The sequence below is a fragment of the Oceanobacillus chungangensis genome (assembly GCF_003369565.1).
GTDB lineage: Bacteria > Bacillota > Bacilli > Bacillales > Amphibacillaceae > Oceanobacillus > Oceanobacillus chungangensis.
In genome coordinates this window covers 140,146-162,040 of sequence record NZ_PIOD01000006.1, presented here as the reverse complement: position 1 = coordinate 162,040, position 21,895 = coordinate 140,146, and the positions used below count along the sequence as shown (strand labels likewise).

The 21,895-nt window shown below is 38.5% G+C and carries 18 protein-coding genes and 2 tRNA genes; 6 read left to right on the top strand and 14 right to left on the bottom strand.

Going from position 1 to position 21,895, the window contains the following annotated elements:
• Window positions 1–45: 45 nt before the first annotated feature.
• The 6 genes from cydC to CWR45_RS06855 form a co-directional block, all read right to left on the bottom strand.
• A complete protein-coding gene (gene cydC, locus CWR45_RS06880) occupies window positions 46–1,770 on the bottom strand; it encodes a thiol reductant ABC exporter subunit CydC (RefSeq protein ID WP_115749128.1) in 1,725 nt (574 codons plus the stop codon).
• A complete protein-coding gene (gene cydD / locus CWR45_RS06875; protein ID WP_115749127.1) occupies window positions 1,770–3,497 on the bottom strand; it encodes a thiol reductant ABC exporter subunit CydD in 1,728 nt (575 codons plus the stop codon). Before cydD ends, cydC begins: the two co-directional genes overlap by 1 nt.
• A 641-nt stretch (window positions 3,498–4,138) precedes the next feature.
• Window positions 4,139–4,531, bottom strand: coding sequence for a hypothetical protein (locus tag CWR45_RS06870; RefSeq protein ID WP_115749126.1), 393 nt, complete (start codon window positions 4,529–4,531; stop codon window positions 4,139–4,141).
• A gap of 587 nt (window positions 4,532–5,118) precedes the next feature.
• Window positions 5,119–5,191 (bottom strand) — tRNA-Lys (locus CWR45_RS06865).
• Between the two features lie 172 nt (window positions 5,192–5,363).
• Entirely contained in the window at window positions 5,364–5,579 is a 216-nt protein-coding gene (locus CWR45_RS06860) for a YdbC family protein (protein WP_115749125.1), read from the bottom strand.
• Window positions 5,580–5,939: 360 nt separating this feature from the next.
• Window positions 5,940–7,397, bottom strand: a complete 1,458-nt coding sequence (locus tag CWR45_RS06855; protein WP_115749124.1) for an amidase family protein — start codon at window positions 7,395–7,397, stop codon at window positions 5,940–5,942.
• Between the two features lie 187 nt (window positions 7,398–7,584).
• Between CWR45_RS06855 and CWR45_RS06850 the strand changes: the two genes are divergently transcribed.
• The 3 genes from CWR45_RS06850 (at window position 7,585) to CWR45_RS06835 (ending at window position 11,048) form a co-directional block, all read left to right on the top strand.
• Window positions 7,585–8,631, top strand: coding sequence for a C45 family autoproteolytic acyltransferase/hydrolase (locus CWR45_RS06850; RefSeq protein ID WP_115749123.1), 1,047 nt, complete (start codon window positions 7,585–7,587; stop codon window positions 8,629–8,631).
• Window positions 8,632–8,903: 272 nt separating this feature from the next.
• Complete coding sequence (pdxK, locus tag CWR45_RS06845; RefSeq protein ID WP_115749122.1) at window positions 8,904–9,716, top strand: pyridoxine/pyridoxal/pyridoxamine kinase; 813 nt, start codon at window positions 8,904–8,906, stop codon at window positions 9,714–9,716.
• Window positions 9,717–10,604: 888 nt separating this feature from the next.
• A complete protein-coding gene (locus tag CWR45_RS06835) occupies window positions 10,605–11,048 on the top strand; it encodes a YusW family protein (RefSeq protein WP_115749121.1) in 444 nt (147 codons plus the stop codon).
• 46 nt (window positions 11,049–11,094) lie between these two features.
• Here the strand turns inward: CWR45_RS06835 and CWR45_RS06830 are convergent, their stop codons facing one another.
• From CWR45_RS06830 to CWR45_RS06810, 5 genes are all read right to left on the bottom strand, one after another.
• Window positions 11,095–11,910, bottom strand: a complete 816-nt coding sequence (locus CWR45_RS06830; protein ID WP_115749120.1) for a hypothetical protein — start codon at window positions 11,908–11,910, stop codon at window positions 11,095–11,097.
• A gap of 39 nt (window positions 11,911–11,949) precedes the next feature.
• Window positions 11,950–12,867, bottom strand: a complete 918-nt coding sequence (locus CWR45_RS06825) for an aldo/keto reductase (protein ID WP_115749119.1) — start codon at window positions 12,865–12,867, stop codon at window positions 11,950–11,952.
• 272 nt (window positions 12,868–13,139) lie between these two features.
• A complete protein-coding gene (locus tag CWR45_RS06820; protein ID WP_115749118.1) occupies window positions 13,140–13,850 on the bottom strand; it encodes a hypothetical protein in 711 nt (236 codons plus the stop codon).
• Window positions 13,851–14,051: 201 nt separating this feature from the next.
• Window positions 14,052–14,474: an SRPBCC family protein gene (locus tag CWR45_RS06815; protein WP_115749117.1), complete on the bottom strand. Its 423-nt coding sequence runs from the start codon at window positions 14,472–14,474 to the stop codon at window positions 14,052–14,054.
• A 97-nt stretch (window positions 14,475–14,571) separates the two neighbouring features.
• The gene (locus tag CWR45_RS06810) at window positions 14,572–15,078 is read right to left on the bottom strand and encodes a GNAT family N-acetyltransferase (RefSeq protein WP_115749116.1); all 507 of its coding nucleotides are present in this window, start codon (window positions 15,076–15,078) and stop codon (window positions 14,572–14,574) included.
• A 130-nt stretch (window positions 15,079–15,208) separates the two neighbouring features.
• On the opposite strand from CWR45_RS06810, the gene CWR45_RS06805 reads away from it, so the two are divergent.
• Window positions 15,209–15,281: transfer RNA gene (locus CWR45_RS06805), tRNA-Thr, on the top strand.
• 525 nt (window positions 15,282–15,806) lie between these two features.
• Here the strand turns inward: CWR45_RS06805 and aceA are convergent.
• From aceA to CWR45_RS19995, 3 genes are all read right to left on the bottom strand, one after another.
• Complete coding sequence (gene aceA / locus CWR45_RS06800; protein WP_115749115.1) at window positions 15,807–17,084, bottom strand: isocitrate lyase; 1,278 nt, start codon at window positions 17,082–17,084, stop codon at window positions 15,807–15,809.
• Entirely contained in the window at window positions 17,084–18,685 is a 1,602-nt protein-coding gene (aceB, locus tag CWR45_RS06795; RefSeq protein WP_115749114.1) for a malate synthase A, read from the bottom strand. Before aceB ends, aceA begins: the two co-directional genes overlap by 1 nt.
• A 79-nt stretch (window positions 18,686–18,764) precedes the next feature.
• On the bottom strand, window positions 18,765–18,869 hold the full coding sequence (locus tag CWR45_RS19995; RefSeq protein ID WP_211315942.1) for a YhfH family protein: 105 nt from the start codon (window positions 18,867–18,869) through the stop codon (window positions 18,765–18,767).
• Between the two features lie 284 nt (window positions 18,870–19,153).
• Between CWR45_RS19995 and CWR45_RS06790 the strand changes: the two genes are divergently transcribed.
• Both CWR45_RS06790 and CWR45_RS06785 read left to right on the top strand, forming a co-directional pair.
• Window positions 19,154–20,149, top strand: a complete 996-nt coding sequence (locus tag CWR45_RS06790) for a LacI family DNA-binding transcriptional regulator (protein WP_115749113.1) — start codon at window positions 19,154–19,156, stop codon at window positions 20,147–20,149.
• Window positions 20,150–20,462: 313 nt separating this feature from the next.
• Window positions 20,463–21,884: a sucrose-specific PTS transporter subunit IIBC gene (locus tag CWR45_RS06785; RefSeq protein WP_115749112.1), complete on the top strand. Its 1,422-nt coding sequence runs from the start codon at window positions 20,463–20,465 to the stop codon at window positions 21,882–21,884.
• The last annotated feature ends 11 nt before the right edge of the window (window positions 21,885–21,895 follow it).

Genomic DNA, 21,895 nt, shown 5'->3' with positions numbered 1-21,895 from the left:
AACAGCAAGCGCCTTTCGACGCTTGCTGTTTTTTATCAGATACCGTTACACTCCTAGAAACACGTTCTGTTCTATCATTTTCATCTCATAGAAATAACCTTTACTTTCCATTAGTGATTGGAAATTACCAGTCTCAATAATTTTCCCATGATCCATTACTATAATCTGATCCATCTTCTCTAGTCCTGTCAATCGATGACTTACGAGCACAAGAGTATCCTCGCTCGCAATATCAAAAATATGCTGATAAATTTCAGCTTCTGTTAATGCGTCTACAGAGGAGGTTGGTTCATCTAACAACCATAACGGAGCATTTTTCAGCATTGCTCTTGCAATTGCAAGACGCTGCTTCTCACCGCCAGATAAATTTTCGCCTTTTTCTAGCACAGAGTCATCTAATTTAAAATGACCTAAGTCGACTTTTGCTAAAGCTTCCTGCATATCATAATCATTCAATCCATCCTTTGCAAGCTTTAAATTATCGCGAATAGTTCCATAGAAAAAGTGATTTGTCTGTAACACAACATTCGTATTTTCCCAGATGCTTTCCTTTAGCAAATCATTGATTGGGGTATTATTTAATAGAATCTCCCCTTCATCAACATAATAGAGATTTAACATCAACTGTAGCAATGTCGACTTACCAGAGCCACTTGGACCAACAATCGCTGTTTTCGTACCTGACTCAAGGTTTATAGATACATTCTCCAGTGTTAGTCGTGACTCATTCGGATACGTAAATCGGACGTTCTTTACTTCTATTTTTGGTGAAAGATCCGTTTGGAAATTTTCCTGTTTCTTCATTTTAATGGCTGCTGATTCGTTACGAACGACAGAGACAAGTCTTGATGCTGCTAGTTTACTATCCTGCAAATGACTTGGAAAAATTGCCATCGGTGTTGTATTTTCAAATACGGTAAGTGAGACCATCACTAGCATCGCCAAGTAAATACCGTCCAGTTCACCTTTTACTACTAAATAAGCACCAATAGCAAGCACACAAACTGTAACCATTAAAGATAAAAATGTATTGGTTGCTTGACTGAATAAATTATGCACACTTTCCTGTTCTTGCTCCTGCATATAAACTGCTGATGATTTACTTAGTTGCTTCTGTTTTCCTTCTAACTGCTGATAAATTTTCAAGTCACGAAAACCATATAGAAATTCGGTAACCTCAGTTGATAGCTCTGCACGACTTCCTCTCACTCTCCTGTCAATCTTACGTTGTCTTAAGGCGAAATATGAGGGGACAAGTACTGTCGTCAATAGGTAACCAACAAATAAAATGAGCGCAACTTCAAATGAAAAGAACGAGGTAAAAAAGATCGTACAAAAAAAGATCAATAATAAAACAATTGGTGGGTAAAAAACTCGTAAAAAGAAGTTTTGTAATGCCTCTACATCGCCGACAATTCTAGCAAGTAAGTCTCCACTTCGATATTTACCGAAAATCCCGGGTGCTAATGGTTCAATTTTTTCATAAAATGAAACACGTAAATTACTTAGCATTGTAAATGTACCGCGATGTGAATAATACCTTTCCCCATACCTGCTTAATGCTGAAATGATTCCGAGCATCTTTACAGAGGCAACTAGAATCATCAACGTATAAATTGGTGGAGCAAGTGCCGCCTTGGAGATTAAATATCCACTCGCTGAAAACAAAGCTACCGCAGTTATTCCTGCAATAAAACCACAAATAATCGAGAGGATGATATCTTTCTTTTCTACTAACAATACGTTGATGACCATTTTTAAGTCCTTCACTATACCGCACCTCCTCGCTGAACCGTAACCATTTCGCGATATGCTAACACCGATTGTAATAATTCATTATGTGTACCAGTTGATAGAAGTTCGCCATTCTCTAGGAATAATATCTGATCCGCATTTTGTATTGTGTGAAGTCGATGAGCAACTGTAATTACTGTCGAATTTTTGGCAAGCTCCTTAATTGAGGTTTGTAAAATTCGTTCTGTTTGTAAATCGAGTCCTGTCGTTGGTTCATCAAAAAGAATGATTGATGGACGTTTTAGGAATGCTCTAGCAATGGCTACTCGCTGTTTTTCCCCACCTGATAGTCCACGTCCCGCTTCACCAATCGGTGTATCAAAACCTTGCTCAAGTGAACGAATAAGTTCCATAAGTCCCGCTTTGTCCGCTGCTTGTTCAATTTCCTTTTGCGATGCATCGTTATTTCTACCAATTGCAATATTCTCTGCAATCGTTCCTGAGAACAAATATGGGTCTTGTGAAATGTAGCTGAGCTGATCAAACCAATCCTTCCCTCGATAGGTTGATCGTTTCTTGCCGTTAATCTTTATTTCCCCATCTGAGAGTGAAACAAGTCCTGCTATTACATGTAAGAGTGTTGATTTCCCTGCACCTGTTTTACCGACAATTGCAATCTCTTCATTTGGTCGAATCGTAGCATTAATATTTTTCAATACAAAAGCATCGTCACCGTAATCAAACATCACAGCTTGTAATTCAATTAATGGTGGTCCATCCTTACTCAAGCTTTCCTCACCAAAAACTACAGCATCCGCTGTTTCTTCAAGCTCGCCCTCCAGTTTTTTAGCTGCCCCCATACTTCCACGTCCAGTATGAAATGCACTACCTAGATCTTTTAATTTAGTAAAAAATTCTGGTGCTAGTACGAGCATTAAGAATCCAGTAAAGAATGTAATATCTTGAAAAATAATCAGCCGTATTGCAACTTCTAACGCAACTAGGCCGATACTTAGCATAGAAATAAATTCAAGTGCTAATGAATTCGAGAAAGCCGTTTTCAGCACAACCATTGTTGCATCGCGGAAATCCAGGCTGCTTTTTCTTATTTCTTCCTTTTGTTCTGCTGAGCGACCGAATAATTTAAGCGTTGTTAATCCTTGAAGCGTATCAAGGAACTTTCCAGAGAAAGCCGCCATTTTGTCCAATTGCTCCTCCGCTTTATCCTTTGTATTAAACCCGATAATCATCATAAATATCGGAATAAATGGTGCAGTAATAATAATGACAAATCCCGTTGCAGCATGCTCCATAAAGATAACAACGAGGAGCATAATTGGAATGATTGTCGATTGAATTACTTGTGGGATGTAATTACTGAAATAACTATCAATCTCATCAACCGTATCCATCATGACACTTACTTTTTGACCCGATTGTCCTTGAAGTGATGCTTGCATCGGGTTTCTAGAAAATTTATTTAAAAGTGCGCTTCGCAGGTCTCTTTTTACTTTTGTGGCCATCTTTATCCCCGTTCTCCCGCTAAGATAACTAAATAAAGTTCTAGCAAATAGAGCAACGATTAACCAAAGCAAATACGGAATAATCTCCGTAAAGGAATCACCTTTCAAAAAAATTCGGTCGACGATCAGGACAAATAAATAACCTTGTCCAATAATTGCCACACCAGATAACATAGCTGAAATAGCGATTAGAATCATCTTCATTTTCTGCTCTTTCGCCATCGCCATAAGTCCTGCCATTAATTAAGACCTCCAGAAAAATCTTTAATAGTGAATTCTTTCACATAAGTATATATGATGGTAGTTCCTTAAGTAAAACATATACATCCAAGTTAACAATATTGTCATAATAGCTACTCCGTTTGCCATAGCCTGTTTAACTATGTACAGACTCTTTAGCATATAGGGTAAGGTAAACTTTCCAGAGAAACATCGCTAGCAGAAAGAATACATTTCTACTTCAAGTATATAGGGGGTTCGACTTTGCAATATATTTTGGATAAGGAATCAGGGTCCAAGATGTGGCGATTCTTAGTCGAACAACGCCGCTAAGGGGCTAAGGGTAAAACGAGGGGGGAGCAGCTGACTAAATTGAAAATGAGTAAGGTCTAACGCACGACTAGCGATGGAGCTGGACGCGACTTATCTTGTTACATGCATGGAAAAAGGAAAGATTTTCTTACCTGCTACGATTGGAATGATTGCTGTGGATATCATATTTTTGTCCATATAAATCAATGCGTTACCAAGTATAATAGAAATGATTAGCATGACATTATTTTTGGGTTTCCTTTGACTCACTATTCCACCACTAACATTATTTGGTTACCCTTATAGTAATACCCCAAAAAAGTAAAAAAGCAGCATGTTTCACTGCATTTTTACTTTTTCTTGCTGATAAATATTTTAATTGTATATATCGCTAGCGCAAGGAGGGCATAGATAATAAATAAGACTAGAAACCCCCTCAACCCTTCTACGGCGTCCGCAAATTCCATATTTCCTCGATTTGTAATTGCTTGCTGCAGTTCAATCGCAAACACGAGAACAATCATTCCTGTTAATGTATAAATGAACGAGTAAATCGCCACACTCCATTTCATTTTTTCAATGAGTTTAAAGAAAAAATAAACAACAAAGAAAGTAGCCATACCAACAATTCCGATAATCCAGAAATGAAGCTCTTTATCTGTCATATGCAGACCAAACAGATCTGTTAATATGTCGTGAATATCATTTACAATTTCAGCCATAAGCATGACAAAATCTCTCATAGTTTCCTCCTACTGATTTTTAATTTACTTGTTTTATTAGCGCAAAGAACCTTTATCATTTTCACTTATCTATCATTCTAGTAATAAACGAGGGAGTCTGCAATATTGTGAGATGGATACAGTGAAATGTGATTTAATTATAGATATGAACCAAAGCGCAAGCGCCCGTTTAGTGACGTACGGACTGCGCCCCACAGGACGCGGGGTGGTTCGACGTTGCCATAATGGTTTTCGATGGGGCGAGTAATCGCAGTCCCAGGAAGTGGCGACCTTAGTCGAACTTCTCCCTTCCTTTTGAGATAAAGGAAACATGCCCCTTCACTCTGGGGTATGCCGAAGTTGGCAAAGCCTGCTTTTAGTCGCCTAACATCAGGAATCGATGTTAACTTTCACCACCTCATGTGTAACCAATCGGCAAGTCTTCTTTAGATTGTTATGAAGTGAGGGAAGTCGCGCTAGGAGCACGGGCGCTGGAGCTGGACGTGGCTATTCTCAGAAATTTAGTTATCCACAGCAACCAAATTGTATAGTTTCCTAAGCAAAAAATGCCAAGATAAGCAATTAAACTTATCTTGGCATTTAAATGATGGGATATGTAGGGATCGAACCTACGACCCGCTGATTAAGAGTCAGCTGCTCTACCAACTGAGCTAATATCCCATGTATTGGTTCGACTAGAATATAATATCACATATTTTTCACGAATACAATACCTTTTTGTATTTTTTTATAGAAAATGTTAAAAATTTTAGGTTGGTACATCATGATACTTGAAGCTATCCCCAACAGATAGCATTTTCATTCACATGTGCTGGGGATAGAAATTTCACATCTAAAACGTTGTTAAAATTGATTTTAAGCTCTTCAATTCTTCCTCTGTTAATGTTATCCCTTTTCCCATCTTTTCTTTATTCGGTGCCCAATCTCTTAGGTCGTATTTCGGGTCTCTTCCGTTCCAACTCACAAGGTTTAACTCCTTCGTCCATCCCTTTGGTGATTCTGATAGAACACCAACTGTTTCAATAATTTCATATTTTAACTCAGCCAACTATTTTTCCTCCTAAAACTTGTTTTGTTTTTGCCAAATACTATGAGTGACTAGCATTTTTCACTTTAAAAATTTTGCATAGAGGCTCACAGAATGAAAGCATCGCGATTACTTTTATTCTTGGGTGTTCGTATAAAATACTAGTGTTAACCGCTAAAGTCAAACGATGAAACTAGTTTTTCAATCACCCATCATGAAATCCGAGCGCAAACATCATTTGGTCAATAATTGGTATCATCTGGATTTATCAACTATTGGCACCTGGATTCATATAGAAACGATTGTCATTCTCTAGTTTTCCTATGACATCATTGTCTCCTGCTTCATTTAAGTTAAATCAAGTTTTTTGCTTCGTACGCATTAAAACACTGGTGGCTTTCGGTGCTTTGTTCCTTGTTCATAGGAATATGCAATCTCCAATAGTGTTGGTTCCTGGTATGCTTTTGCAGTAAATGTTATTCCCACAGGTTCACCCTCGGCAGTAAACCCAGCAGGGACATTAATTGATGGATATCCTGCCTTGGCAGTCAGTAAGGCGCCTTTATAATCTGGAAATACAATCGCATCTAATGAATGTTGTTTCATTACTGCGTCAATTCCTTTTTCCCTTGAGTAAATTGTGTCATTTAATAAACTTTGTAGGTACAATGGTTCTGTTAATGTACCACTTGTTTCTTCCGCTAGCAACAAAGTGCTTTGTCCATATTTTAATGCTGTATCACCTATTGCTGCATTTTTAGCAATCACATCTTTTAAGCTCCCAATACCAAGTGAAGGATCAATTGTTTTCAAATATGCATTTATACCAATTTTGAAATCATGGAGCATAACATTAATGTCCTCAATCTTTTCAGAGGATGGGATCTCGATTGGATCAATTACTTCCGCCCCCAATTGTCGTACATCCACAATTGCTTGATCCAAAACTGAAATCTTTTCTTTACTTAATTTTGTAAAGAATGGCTTACGTGCAACTCCTATTCGCTTACCTTGTAATCCATCATTATTTAGAAATGTCGTAAAATCCGTCTTACTTATAGAATTGCTACATGTTATAGGATCATTCAAATCCACACTCATTAATACATTCAGTAAGATTGCTGCATCCCTAACAGTTCTCGCCATTGGTCCTGCTGTATCCTGATTATGGGAAATGGGAATGATGCCACTGCGACTTACTAAGCCCAGTGTAGGTTTAATGCCAACAATGCCATTCTGGCTAGCTGGACTTAGAATAGAGCCCGATGTTTCTGTACCAACGGAAACGACAGCGAAATTTGCAGCAATCGCGGCCCCTGATCCAGAGCTAGACCCACCGACTGAAAATTGTGCACTGTATGGATTTAACGTCCTTCCTCCTCGCGAACTATATCCTGGTGGCATGTTTTCTGCAGTAAAGTGTGCCCATTCTGTTAAATTCGTTTTCCCTAGGATAATTGCCCCTGCTTCCCGTAATTTTCCTACTATATGTGCATCTGAACTCGCATAGGAATCTGCTAAGACTACGGAACCTGAACTTGTGTGCATTTTATCAGCAGTATCAATATTATCTTTAATTAAAATGGGAATACCGTGTAGAATCCCCCTACTCCCTTTGGTTTTTCGTTCATAATCCAGCGCACTCGCAATATGAATTGCTTCCGGATTTATTTCTATGATGGAATTTATCGAAGGTCCAGATTTATCGTAATTTGCAATTCTGTATAAGTAAAGCCTCACAACCTCTTCAGAAGTTATCTCCAATTTTGTCAACTTTTCCTGAAGCTCATCAATCGTTATCTCTAAAAGCCAATCAGGTTCTGGATTTAGATTTTTCATCGCTATTTCCCCTTGATAAGAATTTATTTTTTCCGTTAATTATACTTCCTCTAAAAGATATTCTATTTCCAACATGATTTTCCCTTTAAACTGGGGTAATATATCTAAATGCGTAGGCATTTTTATTTTCTTTCGCATTTGCATAAAGTACACTTAGCTTAATCACAGAAATGATGAGGGATAACTATTGAAACAGGTATATAGTGACATTATTCAATATCGAGGGAATCATTATGATTTTGGATATATGCAAGGAGAAGCACTCAAGGATTCGCTTCTATTATCAAACCGAAAAAAACAAAAGGATGGTAGATGGCGTCATTACTTAATAAATATTGATGAAGTAAGACGAGAAATATTAAGATTCGCACCGGGGATCATGGACGAGCTTTATGGACTTGGTGATGCCCTACAGTTAAGCCTGGAGGATACGATTCGTGAGTTTGGCGGATATTATTTGGAATACGGCAAAAGCGGTTGTTCCATTTTTACTAGTGAAGATTATTTGATTCGAAACTATGACAATGCACCGATTACTTATGAAGGACGGTATGCGCTTTATCAACCAACAGATCAAGGCTATGCAATAATTGGTCCGACGATGCAAATTACAGGAAGAACCGATGGCATGAATGAGAAAGGATTGACTATGGGTTACAATTTCGTCAACCGATTAAATTCCAGTAATGGTTTTATCTGCAATATGATTGGTCGAATAATTTTAGAAACCTGCGCAAATGTAGAGGAAGCAATTGATCTGCTTAAAGAGATTCCGCATCGCCATACATTTAGCTATGTTCTCCTTGATAAAAATGGAAAATCGATGATTGTTGAAGCGTCACCACGAAAGGTGACAGCATTTAACGGTAACATTTGTACCAACCATTTCGAACAATTACTAGATGAAAATCGATATCGTATGGATGAATCGATTGAGCGACGAGAAGCAATGAATAAACAGCAACATACAGTTGAAGATCCTTATGCGGCTTACCAAATGATGAACAATATTGATAAGCAAGTGTTTTCAAGTAAATATGGTGCATGGGCAGGTACAATTCATACCGCTTCCTATCTACCTAGAGAGATGAAAGCTTGGTTTGCTTTAGGGGGCAATCGTTTACCATTTATTTTTGATTTTAATAAATGGTTAAATGGTGAAAAGCTCCAAGTGAAACAAATCAAAGGAGAACTTGATTCCACTGCAGCCTTTGTAAATGAAGAAGTTGTATAGAAAGCTTAAAGATAGTTTAGTGACGTACAAAGGGGAAGGAAATCTCTCTAGGAGCACGGGCGCTGGAGCTGGACGCGGCTTCTCCTGTCACAGGAATTGAAATAAAAAAGTTTTTATACTTTCTTAACAATTAAAGAAATACCCCTATTCTTTACACTTTTATCCAAAAGGTTTATAGTTTTATTATTAGAAAATAAAGGCATTATAAAGTAATTCCTATTCTATAAGGTTGTATCTATCTATATATAGGAATAATTAGGGGGATAACAACAATGAAAAAAACACTTACAATTGCTGGCTCAGATTCTAGTGGCGGCGCTGGACAAGCAGCGGATTTGAAAACATTTCAAGAGCATGATGTATATGGTATGACCGCCTTAACTTGTATTGTAACAATGAATCCAGAAGGTTGGCATCATCATGTTACACCAATTGATACGGATTTAGTTGAAAAGCAATTAGATACAATTCTTTCTGTTGGCGTAGATGCAGCAAAATCAGGTATGCTAGGAACTGTTCCAATTATCGAGCTTGCAGCACGTAAAATAGATGAATATAAATTATATCAATATGTACTTGACCCTGTGATGGTTTGTAAAGGGGAAGACGAGGTGCTTCAACCAGAAAATACCGATGCAATGCGGGAATTACTCCTTCCTCGTTCACTCGTAACAACACCTAACTTATTTGAAGCAGGTCAATTAGCTGGGACAGGCCCAATCAAAACGATTGGAGGAATGAAAGAAGCAGCAGTAAAGATTCATGCGCTTGGTGCTAAAAACGTTGTAATCAAAGGTGGAAGAGCGTTAGACCATGAGAAGGCCATTGATTTATTCTATGATGGCGAAGCGTTCACGCTTTTAGAAGAAGATAAAATCGATTCAACCTATAATCACGGTGCAGGATGTACCTTTGCAGCTGCTATTACAGCTAATTTAGCACAAGGAAAATCTGCTAAAGAATCTGTCATTGCTGCAAAATCATTTGTAACCGCAGCAATCAAACACGGTTTCGAGCTTAACCAATACGTTGGCTCAGTCATGCACGGTGCATATACGAAATATGGCTTAGAAGTTAAAAACTAATAAAAAGCTTGGGAGAAAGGTTCCTTAACCCTTCTCCCAAGCTTTTTATTTGAAGGATTGCTCTATTCAATTAATCAAGAGATAAGGATGAATTGATATAAACTCCGAATAAGTCTTCAAAATAGAAAGTCGTTGCAATCTCCACATGATTCTCGAGTACATTGCAACAATCAATATTGATAGTTATTTGGTCCATTAATCTTATTTATAGATTCTGCTCTACCTTAGCGGAAGAAATACACAAAGACTCCTCGAAAATAAAGGGCGATTTGTCTGATTGCGATGTAACGCTGCCGAAGTCTTCCTTGTCCTGCGGGAGGAAGGGCCTCAGCGAGACTTCGAAGTGCGCAGCACAAAAAGGCTCGCCAGCCCCTGCGGAATGCGAAGTGTATTTCTGGAGTGAGCGGCCTGAGAGAATCTCTAACTTAGTTGCAGTAGAGAGATTTTTTATTTTAAGTGTTTGCCCACATCGATAGGGTGAACTTCTACCAACAGCTGCTGTCATATATTCATTAATTGATCAGTGAATTCCACGAACAGTATTTCAAATATAATTATCAACATTATTATCCGACTAATTCTTCTTACCAAGATGAAAGACAACAGTCAGTAAGAGGGCAGGCAACATGGACATATGGAGGACAAGTGACATAAGAATCTCCCAAATACTGATTTCCGTTTTGATTAAATGGATAATTTGGATACATGATTTTCATCCAGTCTTGAAGCCTACATACTACTGTATGTAGTGATGAGGTTGACCTGTAACAGAAAGGACAGAATTTATTAGATTTACAATTTTATTTAGAAATTTCCAACTATAGTTTACCTAGTCAATTTTTAGCAAGAGTTATAAAGTATCAAATTATATAATTGGAGTGAATATAAATGAAGAAACATATTTCCATCATTGGTTTGCTAGTCATCGTTTCTTTTATGCTCGCAGCCTGTGGCGATCGTGATGATGTACAAAATCCAGTAAATAACAATGATACTGTAAACGAGGCAACGGAATCTCCATATACATTTAACAGCTTTAATTTAGAGGCTGATTTCGAAAATACAGCGGACGCAATTAAAGTTGACTATGATAAGGAAATGAATGAAACGGAGGCAAGCTACGAAGATAGACTTCAGGGAATACAATTAGCTGGTGACGAAGCAATGCAGGAATTAGATAGCATTTTTACTGGATTTAATTTTGATAAGGATACCGAGAACGAAGAAGTCTTAAGTAGCGTACTTAATGCATTTCATGTGCCAGATGACGCCATAAATGTAGAACTTGAAATTGTATTCACTGACGGCACTGAGAAAACCTATACACAATGATTATTCAAAAAAGACCTCCACTTATGGAGGTCTTTCCTATACTAGCTTAAATTGTATAACGATCAACTACAAGTCCGACAAGATACCAAGTATCTTTTTCTTTTTCAAAAACCAGGATTAAATCTGCCCAGTCAAGCTCTTGCTTTGTGCCATCAACATAATAGCTGACAAAGCTTGCCTCCGGATATACTTCCTCTACATTCACAATCATACTGCCACGAGTTTGAATATCATTAATCGTTACTTCATCTGCTTGCGTGAAATCACGAATAAAAATAAACTCATCGTAATATTCACTAGGTGTCAACTCTATCGGGTTACCACTGCCATCAACAGAACCCCATGTGTATGTTTCACTATCATTCGTAAAATTCCCTATTTTCTCTGCTGAGAACTGCAGATGTTCTTCTACATCAACATAAATATATGGTGAAAAACGTACACCTTTAGCAGGGTGAACAAAGCTTGCAAAACTAGCAAAATCTTTATTTCCTAGCGCATCGACAACAGCATCTGCCGTTTCGCGCAACTGCTCTTCATCACTTGCTACTTCATCTGTATCTTCAGAATCTGAAGGCACTTCCTCTGCAGCTTCTTCATCAACTGGGACCTCTTCTTCCCCAGCTTGAGGATTTTCCAATTGATTCTCTAAATTCACAATTGTAGATTCCAATTCCGTAATTTGCTTATCCTTTGCAGCTAGTTCCTCATCTTTTGCTTGTTTATCTTCTTCTAATTGCGTTATTCTATCATTCAACTTGTCTAGCTCTTCATTCTCTGCTTGACCATTTGTTGAATCACTACAAGCACTTAAGAATAGAAATCCAACCAAAACAAAAAGGAATAATCCTGCTTTCTTCATCTGTTTTCCTCCTCTGCTGAAACTGTCATTGTTGAAGTACTATGGGAGATCATTACCTGCAGCAAGATAAATTTCATACCATTCTTTCCTTGTAAGGTCGATTTCATTTGCTTTAACAATATTGGTTAATCGTTCCTTATTTAATGTACCGACAATTGGTTGAATTTTCGCTGGATGTCGTAATATCCAAGCAATCGCTACCGCTGATTTATTTATACCATATTTTTCCCCAATTTCTTCTAGCTTTGTATTTAACTCCGGAAACTGCTCGTTATCGATAAATACTCCACCGAAAAACCCGTGTTGGAACGGTGACCATGCTTGAATCGTCATATCATGCAATCTACTATAATCAAGTATACTTCCATCTCGGTTAAGCGAATTCTCGTGTTTTGTATTTACTTGAATCCCAGCATCAATCATTCCTGAATGCATGATACTAAATTGCAATTGATTCACAATTAAATCCTGATTTATGTATTTCTTCAACAATTCGATTTGCATCGGATTTTGATTACTTACACCGAAATGACGGACTTTTCCACTATCCTGTAAAATCGTGAATGCTTCAGCAACCTCCTCAGGCTCCATCAGTGTGTCTGGCCGATGAAGTAATAGGCTATCGACATAATCCGTTTTCAGTCGTGTTAGACTTCCGTCAACTGCTTTCAAAATATGTTCTTTCGAAAAGTCAAAATAACCTTCGCGAATTCCAGCTTTCGTTTGAATGAAAATTTTCTCCCGAACCGATGGGCTCATCCCAATCGCTTCAGCAAAGATTTCCTCTGATTTTCCACCAGAATAAATATCAGCATGATCAAAAAAATCAATGCCCAGATCTAACGCATTATGGATAACTTCGGCCGCTTCATTTACTTCCAGCTTACCAAGGCGCATACAGCCTAATGAAATGTTTGACACTTCTAAATTGCTAGTACCTAATTTTATTTTCTTCATAATGGTCACCTCTTTCCGATTATACTTGTAGTTTAGCATGGATGGCTATATTTTGTTAGGTATATTTTACCTAGAGAATACTTTGGTTACTGCATCCGATTATTTATTCCATAGAAAAAACGCCTATATAAATATAGACGTTTTCGATCATTTGTGGCGAGAGAACCATGTGTTCACATTCACATGTACTGCCTTGTTCCTCGTCTTACACAAATCAGCTCATCGCTACGTAATCATACCATCTTTAGGAGGGCATTACCATCCTTTTTTTATTATTCCTTTTTGCGATCAAATGGATAGACTTTTAGCTCCTCTGCTTGGTCTAAATGATTGGTAATGATTTCATCTAAAATCTGCTCAGAATTTTTATTCTTTACATCGATTCCTAATTTGTCTGCAGCTTTTAATATTTTCGCTTTATGAATTTCATGTGCTATTTCTTTTGGATTTTTTCCAGCCGTAAGTATTCCTAACTTCTCTGCTTCCGATCTAAGATACGTTTCCATAACTTCTTTTCTTAATTTCTCTAAGTCCTTGTCCGCTGTTTTTATTCCTAACTTGGCGGCCATCTTTTTTATCTTAGTCTCATGAACCTCTTTTGCTATTGTTTCGGAATCCTTACCTTCTATATTTATTCCAAGTGATTCTGCCTTTTTAACCATCATCATTTGATGTACTTCTTTACCTAATTCCTCTATGTCTCTTCCTTCCGAGTCAATTCCCAGTTCGGCTGCTTTCCGCTTTATCATCCCTTCATGCACTTCCTTGGATAATGTTTCCATATCCTTTCCCTCTGTTTCTATTTCTAGCTCCATCGCATGAAGCTTTAATAATGCTTCACTTTTGAAAGAACGTTTATGATCTTTTCCCACATGCCAGACCATTTCATCTTGCACTGTACCATCAGGATTAGCTGAAACTTGCGACGTGAACAGCAATGCAAGTATAGAAGCTAATAGAACAAATACATATTTTCTCATCATTTATCTACCACTTCCTCTAATTAATTTTGCATTTATTATTATTACCAAGAAGAGGAAATTGATGAATGTATTGGTTTTTGTTTTGAATGTGAAAAAAGATATAGAGTCAGTTGATATGTATATCATTTTATATAGTATTTTCTTGGCATGAAAACCTTGGCATGAAAACAAAAAGAGCGATATCGCTCTTTTTACAGGAGATTATTTAACTAATGCTGCTCGCAAATTAACACCGTACTCCAAATATCCCTTTAAACAAGTAAGCATATAAACCCAACCCTCTTTATTATCAATTAATTGATTGATAAACTCAGGATCATTTTCATTAAAACTTTCTTCTTGTATTTCGATAATAGTATTTGTACTATCAAGCGCAGTCAACAATATCGTGATAAGATGCCCTGAGCCATCGACAAAAACTATTTTTCTATTCGCTTCGATTTCTTTTATTTCTATTTCTCCTTGGGCACCGTATTCGTCGTATCTTAATGTAATCGTCTTCCCTTGTTCCCATCTCTCGGAACTAAATGAAAACCAAAATCCCGCAATTTTAGTAGGATCGACAAATGCTTCAAATACTTCATTTGCAGGCTTTAAAATTTTCATTTTCGTAATGTTATTCATAACTTCAACCATCCTTTTGCAATTAGACCATTATTTATCAGCATGTTCAATGGATATATTCGCTTATTTTGAGTTAAATCAGCTAACGAGTAAACCATCACAGAAATCGATGGCACCGTAGCGCTTTAAAATCCTCTCCTTCGATGACTCCATACTCTTCCTGTTCATGGATAAATTGAAATCCTTTTGCCTCATAAAATGGAAGGCCTTTTTTGTTTCCTTTCGTAACGTTCACCCACTGTTCTCTTGCACCATATTCGATCAACTCCTTGGTGACTGCATCAAGAATCTCCCCGCCAATTCCCTCATTTCTACGCTCTGGGTCTGCATATAATACAAATAATTCGCCATGGTTCTCACTTATCATTCCCCCAACGCCTGCACCTATGACTTCTCCATTCTCGACAGCGACGGTCCAGCCATTCCATGATCTTGAGGTTGTTGTCACTTCTTTGAGTAAGCGTTCTGGAGTATAAAATTCCTTAATCATGCGTTCGATGTATTCCCTTGAAAGCAAATCACCATATGTCGCCCAATAACTTGCACTACAAACCCTTGCGATTCCATCAATATGATTTGGTCCAGCCTTTTGAATCTTTACCAATGCCTATTTCTCCCTTCCATTTATCGTTCATTAAAACAGAAATATCATTATCATTAATCTTTCTTTTATGTAAAGTACTTAAAGAGCATAAATAATAGGAGTAGTATTTTTATTATACTTTTTTTCATTTGTTGGTGTAGCACAGTCGGTAGTGCGTTTCATTCGTGATGAAGAGGTCGGAGGTTCGATTCCTCTCACTAGCATCTTACAAAACGCTTTCTTTGAAGAAATAAGCGTCTTTTTGTTTTTAATAATTATTATAAACCACTTCATTTTGTTTTCCAATTGTTGACCAATTCTTCGATAGTCTTAATAATCTCCTGAATTATGAACTGCAATTTTATATTTCTGATAATATGTTAAATAGAAATACCACTTGTAAGTACAAGAGTTGAGTTAAATCAACATAAAAGTAGACGATATGACTAGTCATATCGCCTTTCTCCATAGTTCTATTCGATCAATACGAACAGAGAAATCCTTTTGTGTTTTGCCTGTTTCTAATCAGATTTTACGATTTCTCGTACTCATTCGCAATCCGGGGTAAACGATTCACCAAAACAGTGGACGTATTATACTCCTTATCACATCTCGCTTTCCTTCAAAATGTCCGATAATCTCTAAATAACAGAAAGCAAGGAACTGTTATTTACTAGATTCCTATCAATTTCATAACCAGTGAACAAAGCATAAGAGATCCCAATTAGTAAGCAGTTTTTTTAGTTATATTATCGTGTAAACTGTTCTGCCTCTGTAGACCCTTTCAGCGCAGTTGTTGAAGCTGTACCACCTGATATAACTTGTGCAACTTCATCAAAATAACCTGTACCAACCTCGCGTTGATGCCTTGTTGCACTATACCCGTATTGCTCACTGCTAAATTCAGCCTGTTGAAGTTCGGAGTAGGCAGCCATTCCTTCATCTTTATACTTTCGGGCTAGTTCAAACATACTGTGATTCAGTGCATGGAATCCTGCCAATGTAACAAATTGGAATTTATAGCCCATCTTTCCAAGTTCTCTTTGAAAATTAGCTATCTCATCATCTGTCAATTTGCGTTTCCAGTTAAAAGAGGGAGAGCAATTATAAGCAAGTAATTTGTTTGGGTACTCCTGATGAATAGCGTCCGCAAACATCTTTGCCTCCTCCATATTTGGTTCTGATGTTTCGCACCAGATCAAATCTGCATAGGCTGCATAAGCCAATCCACGAGCTATCGCCTGTTCGATTCCTGATTTGGTTTTGTAAAAGCCTTCCGGTGTACGCTCACCCGTCATGAACGCGGCATCATATGGGTCAATATCATTTGTAATCATATCTGCAGCATTGGCATCTGTTCTTGCAATGATAATCGTAGGTGTGCCCATGACATCTGCTGCAAAACGGGCAGCAATCAGATTTTTAATTGCATTTTGTGTCGGAAGCAATACTTTGCCACCCAAATGGCCACATTTTTTCTCTGATGACAGTTGATCTTCAAAGTGAACGGCAGAAGCCCCTGACTCAATCATTGACTTCATTAATTCAAATACATTTAGCTGGCCGCCGAAGCCTGCTTCTGCATCAGCAACAATCGGCGCAAACCAGTCAATCTCGTTATTCTCCTCAGAATGATGGATCTGGTCTGCACGCTGCAGTGCCTGGTTGATACGCCTTACAACATCCGGCACACTGTTTGCTGGATAAAGACTTTGGTCTGGATACATTTGTCCAGCCTGATTAGCATCTGCAGCAACCTGCCATCCACTTAGGTAAATCGCTTTAAGACCCGCCTTCACTTGTTGTACTGCCTGATTCCCTGTCAACGCTCCAAGTGCATTCACATAGTCCTCGGTGTTGATCAAATTCCAGAGCTTCCTTGCGCCTCTGTCTGCAAGGGTGTATTCTATGTCAATCGAACCACGAAGCCGGATAACATCTTCTGCACTATATGGTCGTTCCACCCCTTCCCAGCGGAAATTATTTTCCCAATCATTTTTTATTTGTTCTGCTCGTTGATTTCCCATTACGCTATTCCCCCTTTAATTAATTGTCCATACGCAGGTATCGTTAAAAACTCAGCAAATTCATCCTGATTAATCAGATTTCGAAAAATCTCTGCAGCTGTTTCAAAATTGCCTTCTTCAAATAGGTCAACCCCAAACTGTGCTTGCATCTTTTTCATTTCTTCATTGATCATTGCTTCTGCAAGTTCTATCGTGATTTCCCTGCCATCCGATAATATACCTTTTGGATGCTTGATCCATTGCCAGATCTGTGCACGCGATATCTCGGCTGTTGCTGCATCTTCCATCAGATTATTTATTGGTACAGCTCCCTTGCCCGAAAGCCATGCCGCAATGTACTGGATACCGACATTAATATTCGTCCGAAGACCTCCATCTGTGATTTCGCCTTCCGGTACACGGACAAGGTCTTGCGCTGAAACATCCACATCCTCCCGCTTTTTGGAAATCTGGTTCGAGTTAGTCATACCCTTATCAAAAATATCGGTTACAAACTGTACCATTCCTGGATGTGCCACCCATGTGCCATCATGGCCGTCATTGACTTCTCTTTCCTTATCGGTACGGACTTTTTCGAAAGCCGCCTTATTCTTCTCTACATCATTTTTCACTGGTATCTGTGCAGCCATCCCTCCAATTGCTGGTGCATTCCTTCGGTGACAGGTTTTAATCACCAGAAGCGAATAGGAACGCATAAATGGCACCTCCATCGTTACCGTGGATCTGTCAGGCAGTATTACTGCCGGGTCATGTTGGAATTTTTTAATGTAGCTGAAAATATAATCCCATCTTCCACAATTAAGTCCAGCTGAGTGTTCTTTTAATTCATAAAGGATTTCATCCATTTCAAATGCTGCAGTGATTGTCTCGATTAGTACGGTTGCCTTGATTGTCCGCTGTGGAATACCAAGTAGATTTTGTGAAAATACGAAAACATCATTCCAAAGTCTTGCCTCCAGATGACTTTCCAATTTTGGAAGATAGAAATAAGGACCAGACCCTCTTGCCAGCAATTCTTTCGCATTATGATAAAAATAAAGTCCAAAATCAACAAGACTCGCCGACATCGCTTTGCCATTCACCTCGATATGATGTTCCTCCAAATGCCATCCACGCGGTCTGACAATTAATACAGCTGTTTTTTCATTGAGGCGATATTTTTTTCCATTTGATGCGTCAAAATCAATTTCACGTCGAATGGCATCTTGTAAGTTAAGCTGACCATCCATCACATTTTCCCAAGTTGGTGATGTTGCGTCCTCAAAATCAGCCATGAAGGTCTTTGCACCAGAATTTAATGCATTGATGATCATCTTACGGTTAACCGGTCCAGTAATTTCCACCCTACGATCCTGTAGATCCTCTGGAATACTTTCAATAGTCCAGTTATCCTCCCTAATATTCTTTGTTTCGGTCAGGAAATCCAGCTTTTGGCCTTCTTTTAATTTTTGCTGGATCTCTTTCCTAATTTTCAATAAATCTCGCCGACGCTCATCAAAGTTATGATGAAGTTTTTCGAGAAAAGCCAGCGCCTCTGGTGTTAGAAGAGTTTTGTATTTCCTATCATGTTTAATCTGTATTGTTTCACTTTTCATCAGCATTTGTATAATCACTCCTAATCGTTGTTATATTATAGACACACTATTTATATACTGATATATAACAGTTTAACCAAAAAAATTAATCTTCCTTTTTCGATAGGCAATAATCACATTCCATTGTATAACTTTTGGGATCTACTTCTTTGCCACATTCAGGACAAGATACACTTTCATATTGTTTCATTCTGTTCCCTCCTCTCTCTTATATAACAGGAATTACTATTTCCATTTGTTATATAACAATATATATGATTACATACAGGAATGCAACCCCTTTTTTAAAATAATTTGAATTTTTTAAGAAATGATGTTGCCTCAAATATGTCCTATGATTCTTGCAGATATAAATTCATGAAAAACCTCCCTGGATTTTATATGTATTATCTAAATTATGTCTATCGAACTATACTCGAAAGAAGCTAAAAAATCTCCCCCATGATAAAATATAAAAAGATTGGAGGTTTGGATTTGGTTACGATTAAGGATATTGCTGAGATGGCGAAAGTATCGAAATCTACTGTGTCACGGGTGCTGAACAATTCGGGATATGTCAGCGAGGATGCGAGAATGCGTGTGGAAAAGGTAGTCGAGCAAACGAATTACACGCCGAGCCAACACGCGAAATCGCTAAGGACGAAAAAAACGAAAATCGTTGGCGTCATTTTACCCACGATTCAGACTGAGACGTCAAGCAAAATTGTAACAGGGCTTGGGAGAGAATTTTCCAAGCTGGGATATGAGATTCTGCTAGCGAATACCAACTTAAACAAAGAAAAGGAATTTGAATATCTGGATCTTCTGAAAGTTCGCGGTGTCGATGGAATTGTTCTGATTGCGACGAATACCGAGCCAAAGCTTTTGGAAAAAATTAAAGAAATCAACATCCCCCTCGTGATGGTCGGCCAGGCGGCAGAAGGGATGATGTCGGTAACATATGATGATTATCATGCCTCCCGTGAGCTGACATCTCTGCTGATTGATAAGGGACATGAGCGTATTGCCTTCATTGGTGTCGATGAGACAGACCAGGCCGTTGGCATGCGAAAAAAGGGATTCCTTCAAGAAATGGCAGCTCATCAATTAGAAGTGAGCGAAACATGGTTGGAAAAGGGAATCTTTGATATTGATTCAGGTTATGATGCAATGGAAAAAATATTGTCGAACAGCCGTCGTTCCCCGAATAAAATACCTACAGCTTTAATCGCTGTTACAGACAGGCTGGCGATGGGTGCAATGAGTTATTTGAAAAAACAGGGTATGCGTGTACCAGAAGACATGGCCATTGCCGGGTTTGGAGCATCTGAGTTTGCTCAGTATCTGGATCCGCCCCTCACGACTGTTGATTATCAAAATGAAAAGGCGGGAGAGGAAGCAGCCATACAACTGATTAATTGCATGCATTCCAAAAATCATACCGAAAAAATTGTTCTAGACTATAGACTGATTGAAAGAACGAGTATATAATATAGTTGAAATCGATTTCATCTATATTATTTACTCATTGTGGAATCGATTCCACAAAAAGCAGCGGCCGATTTTTCAAGAGTGAAAATCTCTAATTCATTTTTGAAATGTACAGTCAATTAATAACTGCTTTACTTGGCAGAGAATAATTTCCTACTAAGTAAAGTTAATTCTGCTAATCATGGAATCGATTCCATAGGTATCGCATAAGTTTATATTAGGAGAAAAAAGGTACGACCAATCTCTTGCAACTGGCGCTTTGACGAAAGAACCGGGAAGCAAAAGAACTATCCCTTACAAAGGAGTGAAATGAATGTCAGATAACAAGAATAGTAAAATTGTGGAGGAGTTGATTGCTGCGATTGGCGGAAAGGATAATATTTCCTCTGTCACTCACTGTGCAACACGACTCAGGTTTATTGTGAATGACAAAGAAAAGATTGATAAGGAACAAGTGGAAAATATTGATAAAGTAAAAGGTGCTTTCTTTAATTCCGGCCAGTACCAAGTAATTTTTGGAACTGGTACGGTTAATAAGATGTTTGAAGAAGCGGAAAAACTTGGTCTCAATTCTATGACTAAATCTGAACAGAGTTCAAAAGCAGCACAAAGTGGAAGCAAGTTCCAACGGGCCATCCGAACATTTGGTGATGTCTTTGTGCCAATTATTCCGGTACTCGTTGCAACCGGATTGTTCATGGGTGTTCGCGGATTGCTTATGCAGGAAAATATCCTTGCCCTATTCGGCATGACACCTGATGATATCTCACAAAACTTTATATTGTTCACCCAAGTGTTAACGGATACAGCATTCGCCTTCCTACCAGCGCTAGTCGCTTGGTCTGCATTCAGAGTATTTGGCGGAAGTCCGATTATTGGTCTAGTTCTAGGATTAATGCTTGTCAGTCCGGCTTTGCCAAATGCTTATGATGTGGCTAGCCAAGTTGCAGACCCAATTATGTTCTTCGGCTTTATTCCTGTAGTTGGTTATCAAGGATCTGTGCTTCCGGCGTTTATAGCAGGATTTATTGGTGCTAAGGTAGAACGCTGGGTAAGGAAAAAGACACCGGATGTACTCGACCTGCTCGTAACGCCATTTTTCACATTATTGGTTATGATTACGCTCTCACTATTCGTTATTGGACCAGTCTTCCATTCGGTTGAAGGTCTATTGCTTGATGCAGTAGTGGCAGTTCTCGGCATGCCGTTTGGTCTCTCTGGTATTATCTTAGGCGGACTTAACCAGCTTATCGTTGTAACAGGAGTTCACCATGTCTTCAACTTCCTTGAAATTCAGCTCCTCGAGTCGCTTGGCAGCAACCCATATAATGCGATTGTATCCTGTGCAACTGCAGCACAAGGCGGAGCAACATTGGCCGTTGCGTTGAAAACAAAATCTGGGAAATTGAAAGCACTGGCATATCCGTCATCCCTTTCTGCTCTTCTTGGAATTACAGAACCGGCGATATTCGGTGTAAACTTACGCTACTTCAAACCGTTCCTCATGGGACTTATTGGTGGGGCCGTCGGAGGTTTCTTAGCGTCCATCATGGAGCTCGCCGGAACAGGTATGGCCGTGACTGTTATTCCGGGCACCCTTCTGTATCTGAATGGGCAAGTTTTTCAATATCTATTTGTAAATATTACGGCAATTGCAATTGCTTTCGTTTTAACCTGGTTCTTCGGATTTACCGATAAGATGCTAAAAGAAGTAAAATCACCAGAAACAAAATAAAGTAGGAGAGT